Annotated in this window: 17 protein-coding genes; 3 read left to right on the plus strand and 14 right to left on the minus strand. The window is 62.6% G+C overall.

Annotation, left to right across the window (positions count from 1 at the left end):
* Positions 1 to 4 precede the first annotated feature (4 nt).
* Positions 5 to 1,138: a M24 family metallopeptidase gene (locus tag FHU29_RS08405; RefSeq protein ID WP_064438893.1), complete on the minus strand. Its 1,134-nt coding sequence runs from the start codon at positions 1,136 to 1,138 to the stop codon at positions 5 to 7.
* 108 nt (positions 1,139 to 1,246) lie between these two features.
* On the opposite strand from FHU29_RS08405, the gene FHU29_RS08410 reads away from it, so the two are divergent.
* Positions 1,247 to 2,188, plus strand: a complete 942-nt coding sequence (locus FHU29_RS08410; RefSeq protein ID WP_064439119.1) for a 5'-3' exonuclease — start codon at positions 1,247 to 1,249, stop codon at positions 2,186 to 2,188.
* A gap of 3 nt (positions 2,189 to 2,191) precedes the next feature.
* On the opposite strand, the gene amaB is transcribed toward FHU29_RS08410, so the two are convergent.
* The 8 genes from amaB to pafA form a co-directional block, all read right to left on the minus strand.
* On the minus strand, positions 2,192 to 3,751 hold the full coding sequence (amaB, locus tag FHU29_RS08415) for an L-piperidine-6-carboxylate dehydrogenase (RefSeq protein ID WP_064438892.1): 1,560 nt from the start codon (positions 3,749 to 3,751) through the stop codon (positions 2,192 to 2,194).
* Positions 3,752 to 3,814: 63 nt separating this feature from the next.
* Positions 3,815 to 4,342 carry a DUF4333 domain-containing protein gene (locus FHU29_RS23655; protein WP_064438891.1) on the minus strand — a complete coding sequence of 176 codons (528 nt, stop codon included), beginning with the start codon at positions 4,340 to 4,342 and terminating at the stop codon, positions 3,815 to 3,817.
* Positions 4,343 to 4,350: 8 nt separating this feature from the next.
* Positions 4,351 to 7,038, minus strand: coding sequence for a DEAD/DEAH box helicase (locus FHU29_RS08425; protein WP_064439118.1), 2,688 nt, complete (start codon positions 7,036 to 7,038; stop codon positions 4,351 to 4,353).
* A gap of 44 nt (positions 7,039 to 7,082) precedes the next feature.
* Complete coding sequence (gene tatC, locus FHU29_RS08430; RefSeq protein WP_064438890.1) at positions 7,083 to 7,997, minus strand: twin-arginine translocase subunit TatC; 915 nt, start codon at positions 7,995 to 7,997, stop codon at positions 7,083 to 7,085.
* Positions 7,998 to 8,081: 84 nt separating this feature from the next.
* A complete protein-coding gene (gene tatA, locus FHU29_RS08435; protein WP_064438889.1) occupies positions 8,082 to 8,381 on the minus strand; it encodes a Sec-independent protein translocase subunit TatA in 300 nt (99 codons plus the stop codon).
* A 115-nt stretch (positions 8,382 to 8,496) separates the two neighbouring features.
* Positions 8,497 to 9,474: a helix-turn-helix transcriptional regulator gene (locus tag FHU29_RS08440; RefSeq protein WP_064438888.1), complete on the minus strand. Its 978-nt coding sequence runs from the start codon at positions 9,472 to 9,474 to the stop codon at positions 8,497 to 8,499.
* Positions 9,471 to 10,469, minus strand: a complete 999-nt coding sequence (locus FHU29_RS08445; protein ID WP_064438887.1) for a helix-turn-helix transcriptional regulator — start codon at positions 10,467 to 10,469, stop codon at positions 9,471 to 9,473. Before FHU29_RS08445 ends, FHU29_RS08440 begins: the two co-directional genes overlap by 4 nt.
* Before the next feature lie 26 nt (positions 10,470 to 10,495).
* Positions 10,496 to 11,854, minus strand: a complete 1,359-nt coding sequence (pafA, locus tag FHU29_RS08450; protein ID WP_074390736.1) for a Pup--protein ligase — start codon at positions 11,852 to 11,854, stop codon at positions 10,496 to 10,498.
* A gap of 129 nt (positions 11,855 to 11,983) precedes the next feature.
* Here pafA and FHU29_RS08455 point away from each other — a divergent pair, with 129 nt between their 5' ends.
* A complete protein-coding gene (locus tag FHU29_RS08455; RefSeq protein ID WP_064438885.1) occupies positions 11,984 to 12,613 on the plus strand; it encodes a phosphatase PAP2 family protein in 630 nt (209 codons plus the stop codon).
* Positions 12,614 to 12,749: 136 nt separating this feature from the next.
* Here FHU29_RS08455 and prcA read toward each other — a convergent pair whose 3' ends face one another.
* From prcA to arc, 5 genes are all read right to left on the minus strand, one after another.
* Entirely contained in the window at positions 12,750 to 13,493 is a 744-nt protein-coding gene (gene prcA, locus FHU29_RS08460; RefSeq protein WP_064439117.1) for a proteasome subunit alpha, read from the minus strand.
* Between the two features lie 5 nt (positions 13,494 to 13,498).
* On the minus strand, positions 13,499 to 14,371 hold the full coding sequence (prcB, locus tag FHU29_RS08465) for a proteasome subunit beta (protein ID WP_083962115.1): 873 nt from the start codon (positions 14,369 to 14,371) through the stop codon (positions 13,499 to 13,501).
* Positions 14,368 to 14,562: a ubiquitin-like protein Pup gene (locus FHU29_RS08470; RefSeq protein WP_064438884.1), complete on the minus strand. Its 195-nt coding sequence runs from the start codon at positions 14,560 to 14,562 to the stop codon at positions 14,368 to 14,370. The genes prcB and FHU29_RS08470 overlap by 4 nt, the downstream gene beginning before the upstream one ends.
* A gap of 110 nt (positions 14,563 to 14,672) precedes the next feature.
* Positions 14,673 to 16,172, minus strand: a complete 1,500-nt coding sequence (gene dop / locus FHU29_RS08475) for a depupylase/deamidase Dop (protein WP_064438883.1) — start codon at positions 16,170 to 16,172, stop codon at positions 14,673 to 14,675.
* 47 nt (positions 16,173 to 16,219) lie between these two features.
* Positions 16,220 to 17,974 carry a proteasome ATPase gene (gene arc / locus FHU29_RS08480; RefSeq protein WP_064438882.1) on the minus strand — a complete coding sequence of 585 codons (1,755 nt, stop codon included), beginning with the start codon at positions 17,972 to 17,974 and terminating at the stop codon, positions 16,220 to 16,222.
* Positions 17,975 to 18,287: 313 nt separating this feature from the next.
* Between arc and FHU29_RS08485 the strand changes: the two genes are divergently transcribed.
* Positions 18,288 to 18,515 carry a hypothetical protein gene (locus tag FHU29_RS08485; protein ID WP_064438881.1) on the plus strand — a complete coding sequence of 76 codons (228 nt, stop codon included), beginning with the start codon at positions 18,288 to 18,290 and terminating at the stop codon, positions 18,513 to 18,515.
* The last annotated feature ends 5 nt before the right edge of the window (positions 18,516 to 18,520 follow it).

An 18,520-nucleotide genomic window follows, 5' to 3' on the forward strand; every position in this document is an offset into this window, starting at 1 on the left:
ATCGTTACGGCAGCACTGTCAATCCGTGTGGCTGGTTGTTGAGCGTGACGGCGCCGTCGTCTGAGACCACCACAATGTCTTCAATTCGTGCTCCCCATTTGCCCGGCAGATAAACCCCCGGTTCCACACTAAAGGCCATTCCAGCCCGTAATGTCTGATTGCTGCCGGAAAGAATATACGGCTCTTCATGGACCGACAAGCCAATCCCGTGGCCGGTGCGGTGCACGAAGTAGTCGGACAGACCGTGGGCAGCCAGGTGGTCGCGCGCTGCGGCGTCGATATCGCCCGCCGTCGCGCCGGGCCGGACCGCGGCCACAGCGGCACGCTGCGCTTCCTCGAGAATCCCGATTTTTTCGGTGGCTTCGTTGTTCGGCTCGCCAACGCTGTACGTCCGTGTGCAGTCCGAAAAGTAGCCCACAGGTACCGGACCGCCAATATCGACGACAACGACATCGCCGCGTTCGATGACGCGACTCGACACCTCATGGTGCGGGTCAGCCCCATTCGGCCCTGACCCCACAATCACAAACGCTGCCTCCGTATGACCTTCCTCGACGATCGCGGCGGAAATATCAGCTGCGACGGCCGCTTCGGTGCGCCCAGCTATCAGGATCTCCGGAATTCTGGCGTGGACGCGGTCGATTGCCTCTCCTGCGGCACGAAGGGCCGCGATTTCCGCGTCGTCTTTGATCATCCGAAGTTCCCGCAGCACCGGTGTCGCCAGCTCCACTGGGTGCGAGGACTGCGCGCTGAGCGGAACGAGATGCAATGCGGGCATTGCATCTGCGACCGCGACACGGCCATTGTTGCCAATGGTCTGGCCGACGAGCCGGTATGGATCGTCTCCGTCGACCCAGGGCCGCATCTCAATACCCAGTTCATCGATTGGTGAGCCGCGCAGCGCGGCCACTTCCAGCCGCGGAACGACGATGACAGGGTCACGGTCCGCCGGTAACACCAAACAGGTGAGTCGTTCGAACGATGTCATCCGTGATCCCGCGAGATACTGCAGGTCAGGGCCGGGAGTGATCAGTATGCCCGCGAGGCCAGCTGCAGCCGCTTGGTGCTGCGCCCTGCGCAGCCGCTCGGCATACACCTCCGAAGGGAAAGCGCTGGGGGCGCCGGTGGTGTCGCTCATGCGTGCCAGCCTAGCCTTCCCGACCGGCAGCTTCGGTGCCTGTGGACGCACCGGACACGCAAAGAATCTTGTTCCCTGGCAAGATACGTGGACGTGACTGCTCCTGTGATGCTCCTCGATGGCGCTGGACTCTGGTTCCGCGCGTTCTACGGACTGCCTGAGTCCCTGACGGCACCGGACGGTCGGCCGGTCAATGCAGTCCGGGGGTTCACTGACATGGTGGCTGCGCTGGTTCGCGCTCACCGCCCGCACCGGCTCGTAGTCTGCCTGGATAACGATTGGCGGCCGGACTTCCGAGTTGCGGCAATCCCTTCGTACAAGGCACACCGTGTTGAGGAGGCAGCCACGGGACCTGGCGAGGTCGATGTTGAAGAGGTGCCTGACTCGCTCACACCGCAGGTCGACATGATTCTCGATGTGCTCGATGCCTTCGGCATCGCCACAGCTGGCGCCGACGGCTACGAGGCCGACGACGTACTCGGCACACTCGCCGCGCGCGAGACGACGGACCCGGTCATCGTGGTGAGCGGCGACCGTGACCTTCTCCAGGTCGTGCGCGATGAGCCAGTGCCTGTACGCGTGCTCTATGTAGGACGGGGCCTGGCCAAAGCAGAACTCTTCGGGCCCGCTGAAGTTGCGAGCAAATACGGCGTTCCCGCCGAACGTGCCGGCGCTGCCTATGCGGAACTCGCGCTTCTGCGCGGCGACCCCTCAGACGGGCTGCCCGGTGTGGCAGGTATCGGCGAGAAAACAGCCTCGAAACTACTTCTCGAGTTCGGCTCGCTCGAGGCTCTGGTCGCTGCTGCGGCCGACCCGGCGAGCACACTCGCCACCGGCGTCCGGGCGAAGATCGGCGCGGCGGCCGAGTATATCGCTGCCGCGGTTCCCGTCGTCCAGGTTGCTACGGATGCACCCGTCGCGTTCTCCAGGGAGGACGCGCTGCCTTCGGCTCCCTCTGATCGCCGCCGGGTTGCCGAGGTGGCGCAGGACTACGGCATCGAGAATGCGGTCGCGCGCCTCACGAGCGCACTCGCAGGCGAGGGTGACTGAGGCTCAACCGAATTCAACGCCTTGTGCCAGCGGGAGTTCACGCGAGTAATTGATAGTGTTCGTGGCACGGCGCATGTATGCCTTCCATGCGTCCGATCCCGACTCACGGCCCCCACCGGTGTGTTTCTCGCCGCCGAACGCGCCGCCGATTTCGGCACCTGATGTCCCGATGTTGACGTTAGTGATCCCGCAATCGGATCCCGCAGCGGAAAGGAATGTTTCTGCTTCACGCACATCGTTGGTGAACACAGCCGAGGCGAGTCCCTGTGGCACGGCATTATGCAGTGCAATCGCCTCATCGAATTCGGTGTACGTCATCACATACAGGATGGGCGCGAACGTCTCCTCGTGGACGATGGGCTCCTGGCCGGGCATCCGGACAAGTGCGGGGGAAACGTAGTACGCGTCAGGGGCTTCCTCGGCGTAGTGACGCTCGCCGCCACACAACAGTTCGCCGCCGCTGCTCTGTGCCTGCTGCAGTGCGGCTTTCATCGCATCGTAGGAGGTCCCCCCGATGAGCGGGCCGACGAGGACGCCCGACGAGAATGGGTTTCCGATACGCAGCGTGCTGTACGCCTTGGCGACACGCTCCGTGACTTCGTCGGCGATAGATTCGTGCACGATCAGCCTGCGCAACGTTGTGCATCGCTGCCCCGCTGTCCCCGCCGCAGCAAACACGATGCCCCGCACCGCGAGATCAATGTCCGCCGTGGGAGCGACGATCGCACCGTTATTACCCCCAAGTTCAAGCAAAGTCTTCCCGAAGCGCGCCGCGACCCGTGGCGCCACTTCCCTGCCCATCCGCACCGACCCCGTCGCGCTCACTAGAGCTGTCCGCGTGTCATCGATGAGAGCTTCGCCAACGGCGCGCCCGCCAGGGAGGACTGAATGCAGACGCGGGTCCGTTCGGGTCTCCGCGAAGGCCTTTTTTAACAGTGAATCGCAGGCGAGCGCAGTCAGCGGTGTCTGTTCTGACGGCTTCCATACCACTGGGTTGCCGCACACCAGCGCGATGGCGGTGTTCCACGCCCACACTGCAACCGGAAAATTGAATGCTGTGATGACGGCGGTGACACCGAGCGGGTGCCACGTCTCCATGAGCCGGTGCCCTGGCCGTTCGGATGCCATTGTGAGCCCATACAACTGGCGTGACAAACCCACCGCGAAGTCACACACGTCAATCATTTCCTGAACTTCACCCCGAGCTTCCGATTCGATCTTCCCAGCTTCGAGCGTGACGAGTTCAGCGAGATCGTTTTTGTGTTCGCGGAGATTTTCGCCGAACCGGCGCACTACTTCCCCACGTGCTGGCGCCGGGGTCACACGCCAGTCAATGAACGCTTCGGCTGCCGCGGCTACAGCAGCCTGGACATCGCCTGCGGATGCCGCCGGTATTTCGGCGACTACAGCACCGTTGATGGGCGTCCGCACTGTAAGGAGCGCAACGCTGTCCGACCCTTCCTGCAGTGATGACCGCAGCGTTACCCCGCAGCGTGCGAGCGCGTCACCTGCTCGGTCGCGTACCTGATCAATAGATGGAAGCTCACTGTGACCGTGTCCCATACGTCCATTCTGCCGATCATGATGCGGCACGGCCAGACGGATTCCCTGACTGGTGATCTGGTGTCAGTACGGGTTACCGACTTCGTACTCGCCATTGTCGTTCAGGACCGTCACTTCGACGCGGCGGGGTTCACCGTCGACCGTCACAAGGCAGGTGAAAACCGAACCGCTGCGCACCTCTTGATTGGCAGGACAATCTACCGCGCCGACGCTCCCCGCCCGGTACACGTCGGTGATGATTTGCGCGACACCTGCTTCGACCGCGCCCCGCTCGAACGTCTGGCTGACGAGGAGACCGCCTCCTGGCCACACGAAACCAAGGAGCAGCAGGGCCCCCACGATGACTAGTCCCGCTCCGGCTAGGAGGACCGCTGCGAGGGTCTTCCGCGAGCCGTTCGACTCACTGTCCCGGCCGGTCCCGGGCGTTGCTGGCGTGGGCTTTCCTGGCTGGGTGGTGGGCGCCGCGGCCGGTGGCGGCGGATAGCCGTAGGGCTGCTCCGCGGGCGGCGGTACTGGTTGCCCGTAACCGCCAAGACCTTGCGGCTCGCCGCTGCCGCCGCGTGACCATGGATCGTAATTGGGATCAGACACGTCCGCCCCTACTCGTCAGCATCTACGGCGACTACTCCACGACGCACGGCCGCGATGGCTTTCCCTGCGGTTGACCTTACCTCCCGGTCCGGGGCGGCTATCCGGATCTGGTCCAGCAAATCAATGAGTTGCCGACACCAGCGCACGAAGTCCCCGGCGGAGATTTCGTTCGCTGCAAGCAGCGCTTCAACGAGCGGCGCCTCTGTGGCCCAGAGGTACGCGGCGTGCACGAAACCAGCGTCTGGTTCACGCATTGTCGGCAGCTTGTGCCTCAGCTCGTCTGAATGGATTTCCTCCCAGATGCGCATCGTGTCCGCCAGCGAGCGCCGCAGCGGCGCAGTGGGCACATGACCTGCTGTGACGCCTTCTCTGCGGGTCTCGAAAACGACGGCCGACACGGTTGCGGCAAGCTCGGCCGGGCCAAGACCTTTCCAGATTCCGCGGCGCAGCGCCTCAGCCACGAGCAAGTCACTTTCGCTGTAGATCCGGCTCAGCCACTCGCCCTCTTCAGTGACAGTGGAATCGGCGGTGTCGCTCGCCTCACTGACGTACCCGCGCTCGGTCAATAATGTGACGATCCGGTCGAACGTTCGGGCCAGCGAGGAAGAAGCGAGGTTCATCTGCCGCCGCAGCCGGTCGGTGTCAGCCTTGAGCCTGTCGTACCGCTCGAACCAGCGTGCGTGCTCTTCCCGCTCCTCACAGCTGTGACAGGGATGCGCTTTCAGCGTGCGCCGCATCCGGGCAAGTTCCTTGTCGTTCGCCGCTGCGGCCTTCTTGCCCTTCCGGCCCGGCGCCCGGTGTGGCGGCGTATACCCCAGGTTCCGCAATGTGGAGGCAAGGTCGCGCCGGACCTGAGCGGAGCGGAAGTCGATATGCCGCGGCAGCCGCACAGCACCGAGCGTCTGCACGGGGATCGGAAAATCACGTAGTGTGACTCGCCCCGCCCAGGCGGAATCGGTGATCACCAGCGGGCGAGGATCATCGAACTCACGATCGGGCTCTACCACTGCCGCCACGCCGGCCCGCCGCCCGCTGGGAATTACAATGACGTCCCCGCGCCGGAGCTTGACCAGTGACGACGCCGCGGCGTCCCGGCGTTCCGCGGTGGCGCTGCGCTCCAGATCCTTCTCACGCTGAGAAATGCCGCGACGCAGTCGCGCGTACTCAGCGAAGTCGCCCAGGTGGCAGTCGACGCGGCCTTCAAGCCGTTCGAGTTCGCGCTCGTTTCGTTCGACGGTCCGCGCGGCACCCACAACCGATCTGTCGGTCTGAAACTGCGCGAACGACCGCTCCAGTAGTGCGCGGGCATCTTCCGCTGGTCGCTGACGAAGCAGGTTGATCGCCATGTTGTAACCGGGCGCGAATGAACTGCGAAGCGGAAATGTCCGGGTCGAGGCGAGACCTGCGACCATTTCCGGGTCGACGCCAGGCTGCCACAACACAACAGCGTGGCCCTCGATGTCAATTCCCCGCCGCCCCGCGCGCCCGGTCAGCTGCGTGTACTCACCCGGCGTCAGGTCCGCGTGCGTGTCACCGTTGAATTTGACCAGGCTTTCGAGGACCACAGTGCGCGCGGGCATGTTGATTCCCAGCGCAAGCGTTTCCGTTGCGAAAACAGCGCGAACAAGCCCTTTGACGAAGAGTTCTTCCACAGTGTGCCGGAACGCGGGCAGCATGCCAGCATGATGCGCCGCGATGCCTCTCTCGAGCGCAGTGCACCAACCTGAGAAACCCAGAACCTGCAGGTCAGCTGGAGGCAGTTCCCCAGTGTGCCTGGTGATGATCGCGCGGATCTCTTTCGCTTCCGCTTCTGTCGTCAGAGCCAGCCCGGCCCGGACACATTGGCCGACCGCCGCATCACAGCCCGCGCGGCTGAAGACGAACGTGATCGCGGGGAGCAAGCCCTCGCCGTCGAGCCGCGCAATGATCTCCGCGCGGCCAGGAGGCCGGAACCGGGCACCGTTGCCGCCCCTGAAGCGTCCCCTGTCGCGGTTCGACTGCCGATAGTGACCACGCTCTGCCCCGGCGGCGGCGAGGCGTTTGCGCACATGCACAAGGAGATCGGGGTTCAGCGCGCGCGAGCCTTTCCCCGTTGAACGACTCGGAAAGAGATCTAGCAGTCGTGGACCTACGAGCATGTGCTGCCACAGTGGCACAGGGCGCGTTTCATCGACGATGACCGTCGTGTCGCCGCGAACGGTTTCCATCCAGGCGCCGAATTCCTCGGCATTGCTGACAGTCGCGGACAAGCTGACTAGCGCCACATCATCCGCGAGGTGAAGGATCACTTCCTCCCACACTGCCCCACGGAAACGGTCGGCGAGGAAGTGCACTTCGTCCATCACCACGTGTGACAATCCGCGCAGCGTATCGGACCCGGCGTACAGCATGTTCCGGAGAACTTCGGTCGTCATGACCACAACCGGGGCTTCCGAGTTGATGCTTTGATCCCCGGTGAGGAGCCCGACTGTGTCCCTGTCGTACCGCGCGACGAGATCGTTGTACTTCTGGTTCGACAGCGCCTTGATCGGAGTCGTGTAGAAGCATTTGCGGCCCGAGCTCAATGCCAGGTGAACCGCGAATTCCCCCACAACTGTCTTGCCTGCCCCAGTTGGGGCGCATACCAGCACGCCGTGGCCGCCCTCGAGCGCGTCACACGCACGAACCTGGAAGGGGTCCATGGGGAATGGCAGCATAGCGGCGAACGCAGCGCGTTCCGTCTGCGGGTTCTGCGCTTCACTCACTTCGTTCTGGTCGCCTTGTCTTCGTCGAGTGGTGCGGCCGGTCCCACCGGTGCCGCTTCGTCGTCACCGATATCTCCGAACTGTTCGAAGTGCTTGCGCGCCTTGCGACGGTCATGGAGCCGCGAGGCCTGCACGGCAGCTTCGAAGAGGACCGTCAGCACCAGGGCCAGTGCGAGCATCGAGAAGGGGTCGTGGGGCGTGACGATCGCGGCGAAAACGAATAGGGAAAAGATCAGGCCCCGGCGCCATGCCTTCAGCTTCGCGTACGGCAGAACGCCTACGCGGTTCAGCATCACAATCAGCAACGGAAGTTCGAAACTCACCCCGAAAATGATGATCAATCGAATGATGAAGCCGAAATACTCCTGGCCACTCAGTGCTGTGACCTGCACATTGTCACCGATTGTGAGCAGGAAGCTAAGAGCGTAGGCAACCAGGTAGTACGCGAGGACCGCACCACCGATGAAGAGAGCGGCCCCGCAGGCGACGAAAGTCATTGCAAGGCGTCGCTCATTGCGGTGCAGCGCCGGCACGATGAACGCCCAGATTTGGTACAGCCACACCGGGCAGGCCACGACGATCCCCGCGGTGACCGCTACTTTCAGGCGCAGCATGAATTGCTCGAAGGGGCCGGTCGCCAGCAGGCGGCAGCCATCCGCGCCGCCCGATGTCAGATCAGCACGGCTTTCAGGCGGGAGTGCGCAATAAGGGCCACGCAGCAACTCACCAAGCGATTCGAGGCCGAAAACCTGATAGGAATACCAGAAGAACGCCAGCGCCGTCGTCACGATCACAGCGGCAAGCGACACCAGCAAGCGGGTGCGCAACTCATAGAGGTGCTCGACCAGCGGCATGGTGCCGTCCGGATTAGCCCTGCGCTTTCTGCGCCGGGAGGTAAGAGGCAAACGCACCGTTGTACTTCTTCTGACGAAGGGGCGGGGAACTCAGCTTCCAGTCCGGCCGAACACAACGTTCCGCCGTGAGTAATTCCGCCGTTACGACTGCTGGCCCGCTTGCGGCGTACCCGGCCGCGGCTCCGCGGTCTGTGGATCCGCCGTTTGACCGTCCACGGACTGCGCGCGCTGCTCAGGCGCCGATGTCAGCTGCGGCGGCTCCTGCTTCGCCTGCTCACCCTGCTTCTGGTCGCCCTCATGCTGCATCTCCTTGATCTCAGTCTTGAAGATCCGCAGTGAACGCCCCAGTCCGCGAGCAGCATCCGGCAGCCGCTTCGACCCGAACAAGATCACGGCAATCAGAAGAACGATCAGCCAATGCCACAGGCTCATTGCACCCACGATTTAGCCTCCCAATCAAGTCTCTCTAGCGATGCTACCGGAGTTTCCCTTTCGCACCGGCCCGGCGGGTGAAGCGTTCATAGAAGGTTCACGCGTCAATTAGGGCTGCCACCCCTCAACCGTACGCTGCCAGGCCAGCATTGGCGTATGCCGCAAGGCCCGCCTCGGCGCGTTGCTGCACTCGTTCCACCAGCTCGGGCGGCGACACAACCGCAACGTGCGACCCGAAACCCACGAGCAAACGCGCCATCCAGTCACTGCTCGCAAAACGCATAGACCCAGTGATCCATCCGTCACTGTCGGGCTCGCCGGTGTGCTCCACCGGATAGTAATCAAGGAACCATGCCGCCTCGGGCGCAATCCGGAGCGTCGCCACCGGCAGTGTCGCGTCGTCACTGAAGAGTCCAGTGCCGATCTCACCGCGCGCTCCTTCGGGCACCACCGCAGGCTCGTCCAGGACGGTCGCATCATCGATTCGATCGAAGCGGAACAAACGCACGCCCTCCGCCATCCGGCACCACGCTTGCAGATAGCTCTGATCGTCGACGAGGAGCGTCCGGATCGGATCGACCACCCGCTCAGTAAGGGCGTCTCGGGACGCGGAGTAGTAACGCAGCCGCAGCGCCCTGCCATCCAGTACCGCTTCCCGCGCGGCCGCGGCGGCGTCGCTGTCACCGACCGCGGGTTTGGCGGTTTCATCCCGTTCCTTCGACGCGACGCCAGCAGCGGCTTCAATCTTCGCGATCGCGCTCTGCGCCGCCGCGGGGTCGACCATCCCGGGCTGATCCAGCAAAGCGCGCAAGCCCACCAGCAACGCTGTCGCTTCCGGTGACGTCAAGCGCAGTGGACGTTCCATGCCTGCGGAAAACGTCACCGATACTGTCGAGTCCTCGAACGACAGATCAATCAGGTCGCCCGGTCCGTAGCCGGGCAAACCACACAGCCACAGCAGATTCAGGTCGCGCATCAAATCACGCTGGTTGACACCAAATTCAGAAGCCAGCTCTGTCTTGCTAATACCCGGATTTGCGAGCAGATACGGGACCAAGTTCAGCAGCCTAACCAGCCGGGCAGACACACGAGAGGCCGTCATACATCCTTCCTCTCAGTGACTCGATTGGTGCTTACGGCGCCTTGGAGCAGCTCGATGACCTGCTCACGCAGTTGCTGTGGCTCGTCGGCGAGGGCATCCGCCCCGTGACCGGCCACCACTCGCGCCAGCCACTCCCAGGACGACACAGGAAGCTCGAGAACGCTGCCTGCACGGCCATTCATCTCTTGCGGCCGTGCCGAGGACGCGATTCGCCGCAGTTCATGCGCCCGGCCGTCCGCGACCCACACGCGCGCCGCACCACCAGAGACAGTCGATGACACCGCCTGCTTCACGATCTCCCGCACATCGGCGTCAGCAGGCTTACTTACTGCATCCGCGGGGCCCACGGCTGTCACGTCGTCAGCTATCCGCGACAGCCGGAACGTTCTCGTCGCTTCCTTGGCGCTGTCGTAGCCCACCAAATACCACTTGCCGTGCCACGTCGCGATACCCCACGGTTCCACGGTCCGTGATGCGTAAGGCTCGCCTGGCTGACGACGATGCGAGAAACGCACAGCTCGCCCCTCGTCGATAGCGTTGAGGAGCTTCGTCATGACGCTCTCCGAGCCACGCGTACGCAGCGGCATCGCCGCGACCGGCACAGTATCGTCCACCGTGACACCGCCCGCACGAAGCTTCAGAAGTGCTGATTGCGTCGCTGAATGCAGTTCCGGTGATTGCCACAGGTGCGCGGCGACCGCCACCGCGGCGGCTTCACCATGGGTGAGCTGCACGTCGGGCAATTCGTAGGCGTCCCGGTTGATGCGGTACCCCTCCGTGGGTGAATGCCACGACGCGCGGCCGGTTTCCAGGGGCACACCGAGGTCACGCAGTTCCGCCTTGTCTCGCTCGAACATCCGCGTGTACGCATCTTCGCTCGCGTCGTCCGGGTAGCCCATGACAGTTTCGCGTATTTGCTCCGCTGTCAGGAACTGCCTGGTCGAAAGAAGAGCAATCACCAGGTTGACGAGTCGTTCTGCCCTCGTAATCGACAAGAGAGCCGCGCCCTTTCTGCCGCTTCCTACATCGCCGCGATCAAGCGCTCCACGCGCTCATCCACTGACCGGAACGGATCCTTACAGAGCACTGTCCGCTGCGCCTGATCATTCAGCTTCAAATGGACCCAGTCGACCGTGAAGTCCCTGCCAGCAGCCTGTGCTGCTGCGATGAACTCGCCGCGCAATTTCGCCCGTGTCGTCTGCGGCGGTGTATCCATCGCCGCCTTGATATCGCCATCCTCTGTCACGCGCGACACGAGACCTTTGCGCTGCAGCACGTCGAACACTCCGCGGCCACGTTTGATGTCGTGGTACGCCAAATCAATCTGAGCGATCTTCGGGTCTCCGAGTGACATTCCGAAACGATCCTCGTAACGCCGGAACAACTTCCGTTTGATCACCCAGTCGATCTCTGTGTCGACCTTGGAGAAATCCTGAGCCTCGACCGCATCCAGCATCCGTCCCCACAAGTCGACAACCTGGTCCATGTCTGGGTCTGGGTCACGCGAGGCCATGAAGTCCACAGCGCGGCTGTAGTACTCACGCTGGATGTTCAGCGCACTTGCCTGCCGGCCGCCGGCCAGCCGGACCGGCTTACGTCCAGTGGTGTCATGACTGATCTCACGAATGGCGCGGATTGGGTTGTCCAGCGCGAAGTCACGGAACGACACCCCTGCCTCGATCATCTCGAGGACCAGCGCCGCCGAACCGACCTTCAGCAGAGTCGTCGGTTCCGCCATGTTCGAATCGCCGACGATCACGTGCAGCCGCCGGTACTTCTCGGCATCTGCATGTGGCTCGTCACGCGTGTTGATGATCGGACGTGACCGTGTGGTCGCCGATGACACTCCCTCCCAGATGTGTTCAGCACGCTGGGAAAGGCAGAACGTCGCCGCTTTTGCTGTGTTCAGCACTTTGCCAGCGCCAACCATCAACTGTCTTGTCACCAGGAACGGCAGAAGCACATCCGAAATCCGTGAAAACTCGCCCGCGCGCACGATCAGGAAATTCTCATGACAGCCATATGAGTTTCCTGCCGAGTCGGTGTTGTTCTTGAACAGATAGATGTCCCCGCCGATTCCCTCGTCTGCGAGACGGCGCTCAGCATCGATGAGGAGATCTTCGAGGATCCATTCGCCCGCCCGGTCGTGCGTCACGAGCTGACGCAAACCGTCGCATTCCGCTGTCGCGTACTCCGGATGAGAACCTACGTCGAGGTAAAGTCGGGCCCCGTTGCGCAAAAACACATTCGAGCTTCGGCCCCACGACACCACACGCCGGAACAAATACCGCGCAACCTCGTCTGGACTGAGCCTCCGGTGCCCGTGAAAAGTGCAGGTGACACCGAACTCAGTCTCAATACCCATGATTCGTCGCCGCACCTTCGCCACACTACAGCGATTCGTCCCGGAACCGCGTGCAGTTGCGCGGTGCGGCCTTCCACGTCAAGATCAGGTCACCAATGGCGGATCTGCCGTACAGGGCCGCCCGTAACTGCATAGGGTGAAAGCATGGATGCACCGGCCAATGAGGGCCTGGATCCGCGTATCCCCCACGCGCACCCGAGTCCTGGCCAGTACCGTCTAGGACCACAGGCGGTGCGGCGAGCTGTCGGCCGGGCCGATCGGAGGATTGTCGCGCGGACGGCACAATGGCGGCCGACACCGGTTGACCGCGTGATGATCGGACTCAGCAAGTCCGCTAATCGTGGGCAGATCTGGGTAGGCGTCGCGGCACTTCTCATCGCAGTCGGTGGGCCAGCCCGCCGCGGCGCGATCCGGGGCACGCTCGTCCTCGGTGCGAGCACGCTCGTCGCGACGAAACTCCTGAAACCATTGTTTCCCCGCCACAGGCCTCCCGCACATGCCGTTCCCGGTCAGCGACGGTTCGGTGACGCGGCCGATACGCCGTCATTTCCGTCCGCACATGCTGCGCTCGCCGCCGCCTTCACCACGGGCGTGGCGATCGAGTCGCGGACTGCCGGATACCTCATCGCGCCACTTGCTGGCGCAATCGCGTACTCGCGCGTCCATACTGGCGCTCATTGGCCTTCTGACGTTGTAGCTGGCAGCGCGGTAGGTGTCACAGTGGCGTTGCTGACACAGCGCTTCTGGAGCGCACACGGGCAAAACGCTGCCTGACTGGGGAGGCCCACCCTCTTAGGGCCAAGGCCCATCACGCCGTGCCCACCTCTGCGCGACAGGAAGTCCCGTCTCAATATCTGGTTGTCGCGGGGAGGTGGGCACGGCGTGTGCATGGTTCGAGGCTGTTCGTTTGCTAGTTTTGCGCCTCAGCGGACAGGATCGATTCCAGCTGAGGACCACGGATCCGACGGAACGCACGGCGCGGCTTGTTCTGATCCAGAATCGCTACTTCGAGCGCATTCGGCCCAAGAATGCGCCCCTCGGACTGTCCCCCCTGACCTGCGGGCTGCCCTGAGGGCGCGGCAGCCTTCTGGAGTGCTCCGACCGCAACCGGTATTGCTCGTTCCAGCGGGAAGCTGTGGTCGTACGACTCCTTCAGTTCGGTCACGATTGGCTCGGTGGAGCCGCCCATCACGATGTAGTTCGGCTCATCGGCAATCGAACCGTCATAAGAGATCCGGTACAGCTGAGCGGCGCGCGGCTGCCGTGGCGCACCCACTTCAGCCACACACAGCTCCACTTCGTAAGGCTTGGGCTGCTCGGTGAAAATCGTTCCGAGCAACTGAGCGTACGCGTTGGCCAGAGCGCGTCCCGTCACGTCGCGGCGATCGTACGAGTAGCCGCGCATATCGGCATGCAAGATGCCCGAGCGACGGAGGTTTTCAAACTCGTTGTACTTGCCTACAGCGGCAAAGCCAAGGCGGTCATACAATTCGCTCACCTTGTGCAGCGCCGTGGAGGGATTCTCCGCGACGAAAAGTACGCCGTCAGCGTAGGTCAGGACGACGACGCTGCGTCCGCGCGCAATGCCCTTCCGGGCCAGTTCCGAGCGATCGCGCATGATCTGCTCGGCCGATGCGTAGTACGGGAGACCCATAGCCATCAGAGCACACCCCCTCCGCCGTCGGGTGACGTCGTCTCGTCACGCTCCGCAATGATCGTCCTCGCGATCTCACCGACCGTCTCTTCAGGCACGCGGTCCGCGCCGTCAGCTGTGATGACAACAACTGTGGGGAAGAGCCCGCGCACCATGTCCGGACCGCCCGTTGCCGTGTCGTCGTCGGACGCGTCGTACAGCGCCTCGACCGCGCAGCGCACCGCGTCCTGTTGCGCAAGCCCGCGCCGGTACAGCTTCTTCAGCGCCGACCGGGCAAACAATGATCCTGAACCCACCGCGTAATAGCCGGTGTGCTCCTCATAGCGGCCGCCGGTCACGTCGAACGAGACGATACGGCCGCCGCGTTCCGGTTCGGGAGCATCAATTTCGTAGCCTGCAAACAGGGGTATCACCGCGAGACCCTGTAAAGCAGCGCCGAGGTTACCGCGCACCATCGATGCGAGACGATTCGCCTTGCCGTCAAGAGTGAGCGACACGCCCTCGAGCTTCTCGTAATGCTCCAGTTCCACTGCGAACAGGCGAACAAGCTCGACCGCCACGCCGGCGGTACCGGCGATCCCGACGGCCGAATACTCGTCGGTGATGAAGACTTTTTCGATGTCACGACTGGCGATGAGATTTCCCATCGTTGCCCGCCGGTCGCCCGCCATCACGACACCGCCCTCGAAAGTGAGAGCGGTAATTGTCGTGCCATGCGGAGCCACGTCGCTACTCACCTGCAACGCTCCGTGCCTGTTACCTGGCAGAAGTTCCGGCGCGTTCTGGCGGAGATAGTCGGTGAACGACGAGAGTTGGGAGTATCGCTCATGCGCTGGTGCGCCACCTCGGCCCAGACGCCACAGATCATCCGCTGTCACTGGCCGCCCTTCTGCACGTACGCGCGAACGAAGTCCTCGGCGTTCTCTTCGAGCACGTCGTCGATCTCATCGAGAAGGTCGTCAGTTTCCTCGGCCAGTTTCTCCCGCCGCTCCTGACCCGCTGGGGCAGCGCCGTCGGCAGATTCATCACCGTCTCCGCCACCTTTGCGCTTGACCTGATCTTGCGCCATTACGCCCACCTCCCTCTCGCTTCGTCCGCCCTGCGGGCCGACTGCTCGATATTTCCAACACTACCGACCGTTCCGGGGAAAGGCCGGGATTGGCCGGTAGTTGCTGATCATCACTTCGTGAGCTGGTCGACAAGTTCCCGCGCGGAATGCACCGAATCCAGCAGTTCTTCAACGTGCGCGCGGGTCCCGCGCAGGGGTTCCAGGGTGGGGATCCGTACGAGCGAATCACCGCCGAGGTCGAAAATGACCGAGTCCCAGGAGGCCGCTGCGATCTCACCGCCGAACCGCCGCAAACATTCACCGCGAAAGTAGGCTCTGGTGCCGTCTGGCGGGTTGTCCATGGCGTGGAGGACTTGTTCCTCGGTGACTAGCCGTTTCATCGACCCACGCGCGACTAGGCGGTTGTAGAGGCCCTTGTCGAGGCGGACATCGGAGTATTGGAGGTCAACGAGATGCAGCCGTGGCGCGGACCACGACAGACCTTCGCGCTGACGGAAGCCTTCAAGGAGTCGCAGCTTCGCTGGCCAGTCGAGGATGTTCGCGCATTCCATAGGATCGCGTGCGAGTGCGTCAAGCACGTCATGCCACGTCTCCACAACGTGGCGGCTGCGTTCGTCGGTGATACGGCGGCGATCGAGGAAGTCGCCTACGCGTTCGGCGTATTCACGCTGCAAGTCGAGGCCACGGAACTCACGCCCGTCAGCAAGCGTCACCTTCACTTGGAGAGTGGGGTCATGGCTGATCACGTGGACGGCCTCGACCGCACTCGCGAGTTCGAGGTCAGTGAAGTCGGCTCCCGCCTCGATCATGTCGAGCACAAGCGCGGTCGTACCGAGCTTCAGGTACGTCGAAGTTTCCGAGAGATTTGCATCGCCGATGATCACATGTAATCGCCGGTATTTCTCGGCGTCCGCATGCGGCTCATCGCGGGTATTGATGATTCCCCGCTTCAGGGTCGTTTCCAGGCCTACCTCTACTTCGATGTAGTCCGAACGCTGAGACAGCTGGAAGCCTTCACGGTCTCCCTGCTGGCCCAGGCCTACCCGGCCCGAGCCGGTGATGACCTGGCGCGACGCAAAGAACGGCGTGAGCCCACTGACCACTGACGAGAACGGCGTATCCCGCCGCATGAGGTAGTTTTCGTGACTCCCGTATGAGGCGCCTTTGCCGTCAACATTGTTCTTGTAGAGCTGAAGACGCGGATTACCCGGCACGGAAGCGGTGAATCGGGCTGCCGCATCCATCACCCGCTCCCCCGCCTTGTCCCAAATCACTGCGTCGAGCGGATCGGTCACCTCCGGGCAGGAGTACTCGGGGTGGGCGTGGTCCACGTAGAGACGGGCGCCGTTAGTGAGGATCATGTTGGCTGCCCCCACCTCGTCGGCGTCGATCACCGGGGCCGGTCCTCCGTAGCGGCCGAGGTCGAAACCGCGCGCGTCACGCAGCGGCGATTCGACCTCGTAGTCCCATCGTGTGCGGCGCGCCCGCGGCAGACCCGCGGCCGCCGCATACGCCAGCACTGCCTGTGTAGAGGTAAGGATCGGGTTCGCAGTCCTGTCGTCCGGCGAACTGATCCCATACTCGACCTCGGTGCCCATGATGCGCTGCATGAGTCACCAGCCTATCTGTGATGTTCCAGATGTATCGATTACGGGGGTCAGAGATACTGGCCGGTGTTCGATTCGGTATCGATCGCCCTGCTCGCACTCGCGTTCTTCCCGGTGACGAGCGTGCGAATGTAAACGATCCGCTCGCCCTTCTTCCCGGAAATCCGCGCCCAGTCATCTGGATTGGTTGTGTTCGGCAGATCCTCGTTTTCGGAGAACTCGTCGACGATCGAATCGTAGAGATGCTGAATGCGGAGGCCAGCCATGCCGGTATCGAGGAATTCCTTGATCGCGAACTTCTTGGCACGGTCAACGATGTTCTGGATCATCGCGCCCGAGTTGAAGTCCTTGAAGTAGAGGATTTCCTTGTCACCATTGGCGTAGGTCACCTCGAGGAAACGGTTATCCTCGCTCTCGGCGTACATCCGTTCAACAACTCGCTCGATGATGGCGCGGACACACGCGTCCCGATCACCACCGAATTCACCGATGTCTTCCGAGTTGATGGGCAGCGACGGAACCAGGTACTTCGAGAAGATGTCCATCGCGGATTCCGCGTCCGGGCGCTCGATCTTGATCTTGACGTCGAGGCGGCCCGGGCGCAGAATCGCCGGATCGATCATGTCCTCGCGGTTTGACGCGCCGATGACGATGACGTTCTCCAAGCCTTCCACGCCGTCGATCTCGCTGAGCAACTGCGGGACCACCGTCGTCTCGACATCAGACGACACACCTGAGCCGCGGGTCCGGAAGATCGAGTCCATTTCGTCGAAGAACACGATGACGGGCGTACCTTCAGATGCCTTTTCACGCGCACGCTGGAAGATCAGCCGGATGTGCCGCTCGGTCTCACCCACGAACTTGTTGAGAAGCTCGGGGCCTTTGATGTTCAAGAAGAACGACTTCGCTTCACGGCTATCCTCGCCGCGCGCTTCCGCTATCTTCTTTGCCAGCGAATTCGCCACAGCTTTGGCGATCAGCGTCTTACCGCAGCCGGGCGGACCGTAGAGCAGAACACCCTTCGGCGGGCGCAGCGAATACTCGCGGAACAGATCGCGGTGCAGGAACGGCAACTCGACAGCATCGCGGATCTGTTCGATCTGCCGAGACAAACCACCGATGTCGTTGTAGCCGACGTCCGGAACTTCTTCGAGCACCAGATCTTCGACCTCTGCCTTCGGAATGCGCTCGAACGCATACCCGGCTTTTGTATCGACAAGGAGGGAATCACCGGGCCGAAGCGCACGCGGGGGCGAGAACGGATCCGAGTCATCCTGGTTTACCAGCGGATCGGCGAGCCATATGACGCGCTCCTCGTCGGCATGGCCGACGACCAGCGCACGGTGTCCGTCGTCAAGCACTTCACGAAGCGCGCAAATCTCGCCAGTCTGCTCGAACTTGCCTGCCTCGATAATCGTCAGTGCCTCGTTGAGCCGGACAGTCTGCCCTTTCCGCAGCGACTGTGAATCCACATTCGGAGAGCAGAGAAGCCGCATCTTCCGGCCAGAGGTGAAGACATCCGCGGAGTCGTCATCGTGCACGCCCACGACTACGCCGTAGCCACTCGGTGGCTGACCTAACCGGTCGACTTCCTCCCTCAGATTGAGCAACTGCTGACGCGCTTCCTTCAGCGTGTCGAGCAGCTTGGCATTGCGGGAAGTCAGCGATTCAATCCGGACTTCGAGTTCACGGACTTTCTGGGGGTGCTGCGAAAGTTGACGCCGCAGGGCACCCACTTCCGACTGCAGGGACGTGATCTCGCGATTCAGCTCATCCCTGTCGCGAGGACGTTCTGAAGTGCTCATGGGCGTCTCCTCCCGATCTGATCTATCAACGCTACCGGCGTTCTGGCGAGTATGGGATGTGACGCGCGTCTACTCGCAATAACGTCACCAGATCGTCATGGATTCCATACCCAAAAAAGGCCGACTTTAACCGCGCCGACCAGCGTATACGCATACTCATCCACAGCGGGTCAAGGCAACACACATGACGGGATAGCGGCCGCTCCACATGTCAGCGACCTTGCTGCTAACAGGAATGTTACGCGGCAACCGGTGTCGGGTGTTTTTCCCGCAGTCACTAGGGTGGTCAAAAATAAGCTACGAAAGGACGCACATGGCCGCTCCGGACAGCCGTCCTGAAGAGGAAGATCCGGCGAAGAGGAGCTACGACTGGATGCGAGACGAGCGTCTCGATCCGCCCGTGCCAGAACCAGCCGGAGGAAGTGAGCGCAAGCCGCCTTACATTGGAGGCAACCCGGCGCGCGGCGCCTTGTTTGCACTGGTGCTCGTGCTGCTGGTCATCGCGTGTGTCCTGCTTATTTACAACGCCCTGGTGCCCTAGCACGT

This window comes from Hoyosella altamirensis (assembly GCF_014191505.1).
GTDB lineage: Bacteria > Actinomycetota > Actinomycetes > Mycobacteriales > Mycobacteriaceae > Hoyosella > Hoyosella altamirensis.

Coding starts and splice junctions, on each gene's coding strand:
- FHU29_RS08405 (WP_064438893.1), bottom strand. CDS start 1,138: ATGAGCGACACCACCGGCGCCCCCAGCGCTTTCCCTTCGGAGGTGTAT.
- FHU29_RS08410 (WP_064439119.1), top strand. CDS start 1,247: ATGCTCCTCGATGGCGCTGGACTCTGGTTCCGCGCGTTCTACGGACTG.
- amaB (WP_064438892.1), bottom strand. CDS start 3,751: ATGGGACACGGTCACAGTGAGCTTCCATCTATTGATCAGGTACGCGAC.
- FHU29_RS08425 (WP_064439118.1), bottom strand. CDS start 7,038: ATGCTGCCATTCCCCATGGACCCCTTCCAGGTTCGTGCGTGTGACGCG.
- FHU29_RS08440 (WP_064438888.1), bottom strand. CDS start 9,474: ATGACGGCCTCTCGTGTGTCTGCCCGGCTGGTTAGGCTGCTGAACTTG.
- FHU29_RS08455 (WP_064438885.1), top strand. CDS start 11,984: ATGGATGCACCGGCCAATGAGGGCCTGGATCCGCGTATCCCCCACGCG.
- prcA (WP_064439117.1), bottom strand. CDS start 13,493: ATGGGTCTCCCGTACTACGCATCGGCCGAGCAGATCATGCGCGATCGC.
- FHU29_RS08470 (WP_064438884.1), bottom strand. CDS start 14,562: ATGGCGCAAGATCAGGTCAAGCGCAAAGGTGGCGGAGACGGTGATGAA.
- dop (WP_064438883.1), bottom strand. CDS start 16,172: ATGCAGCGCATCATGGGCACCGAGGTCGAGTATGGGATCAGTTCGCCG.
- arc (WP_064438882.1), bottom strand. CDS start 17,974: ATGAGCACTTCAGAACGTCCTCGCGACAGGGATGAGCTGAATCGCGAG.
- FHU29_RS08485 (WP_064438881.1), top strand. CDS start 18,288: ATGGCCGCTCCGGACAGCCGTCCTGAAGAGGAAGATCCGGCGAAGAGG.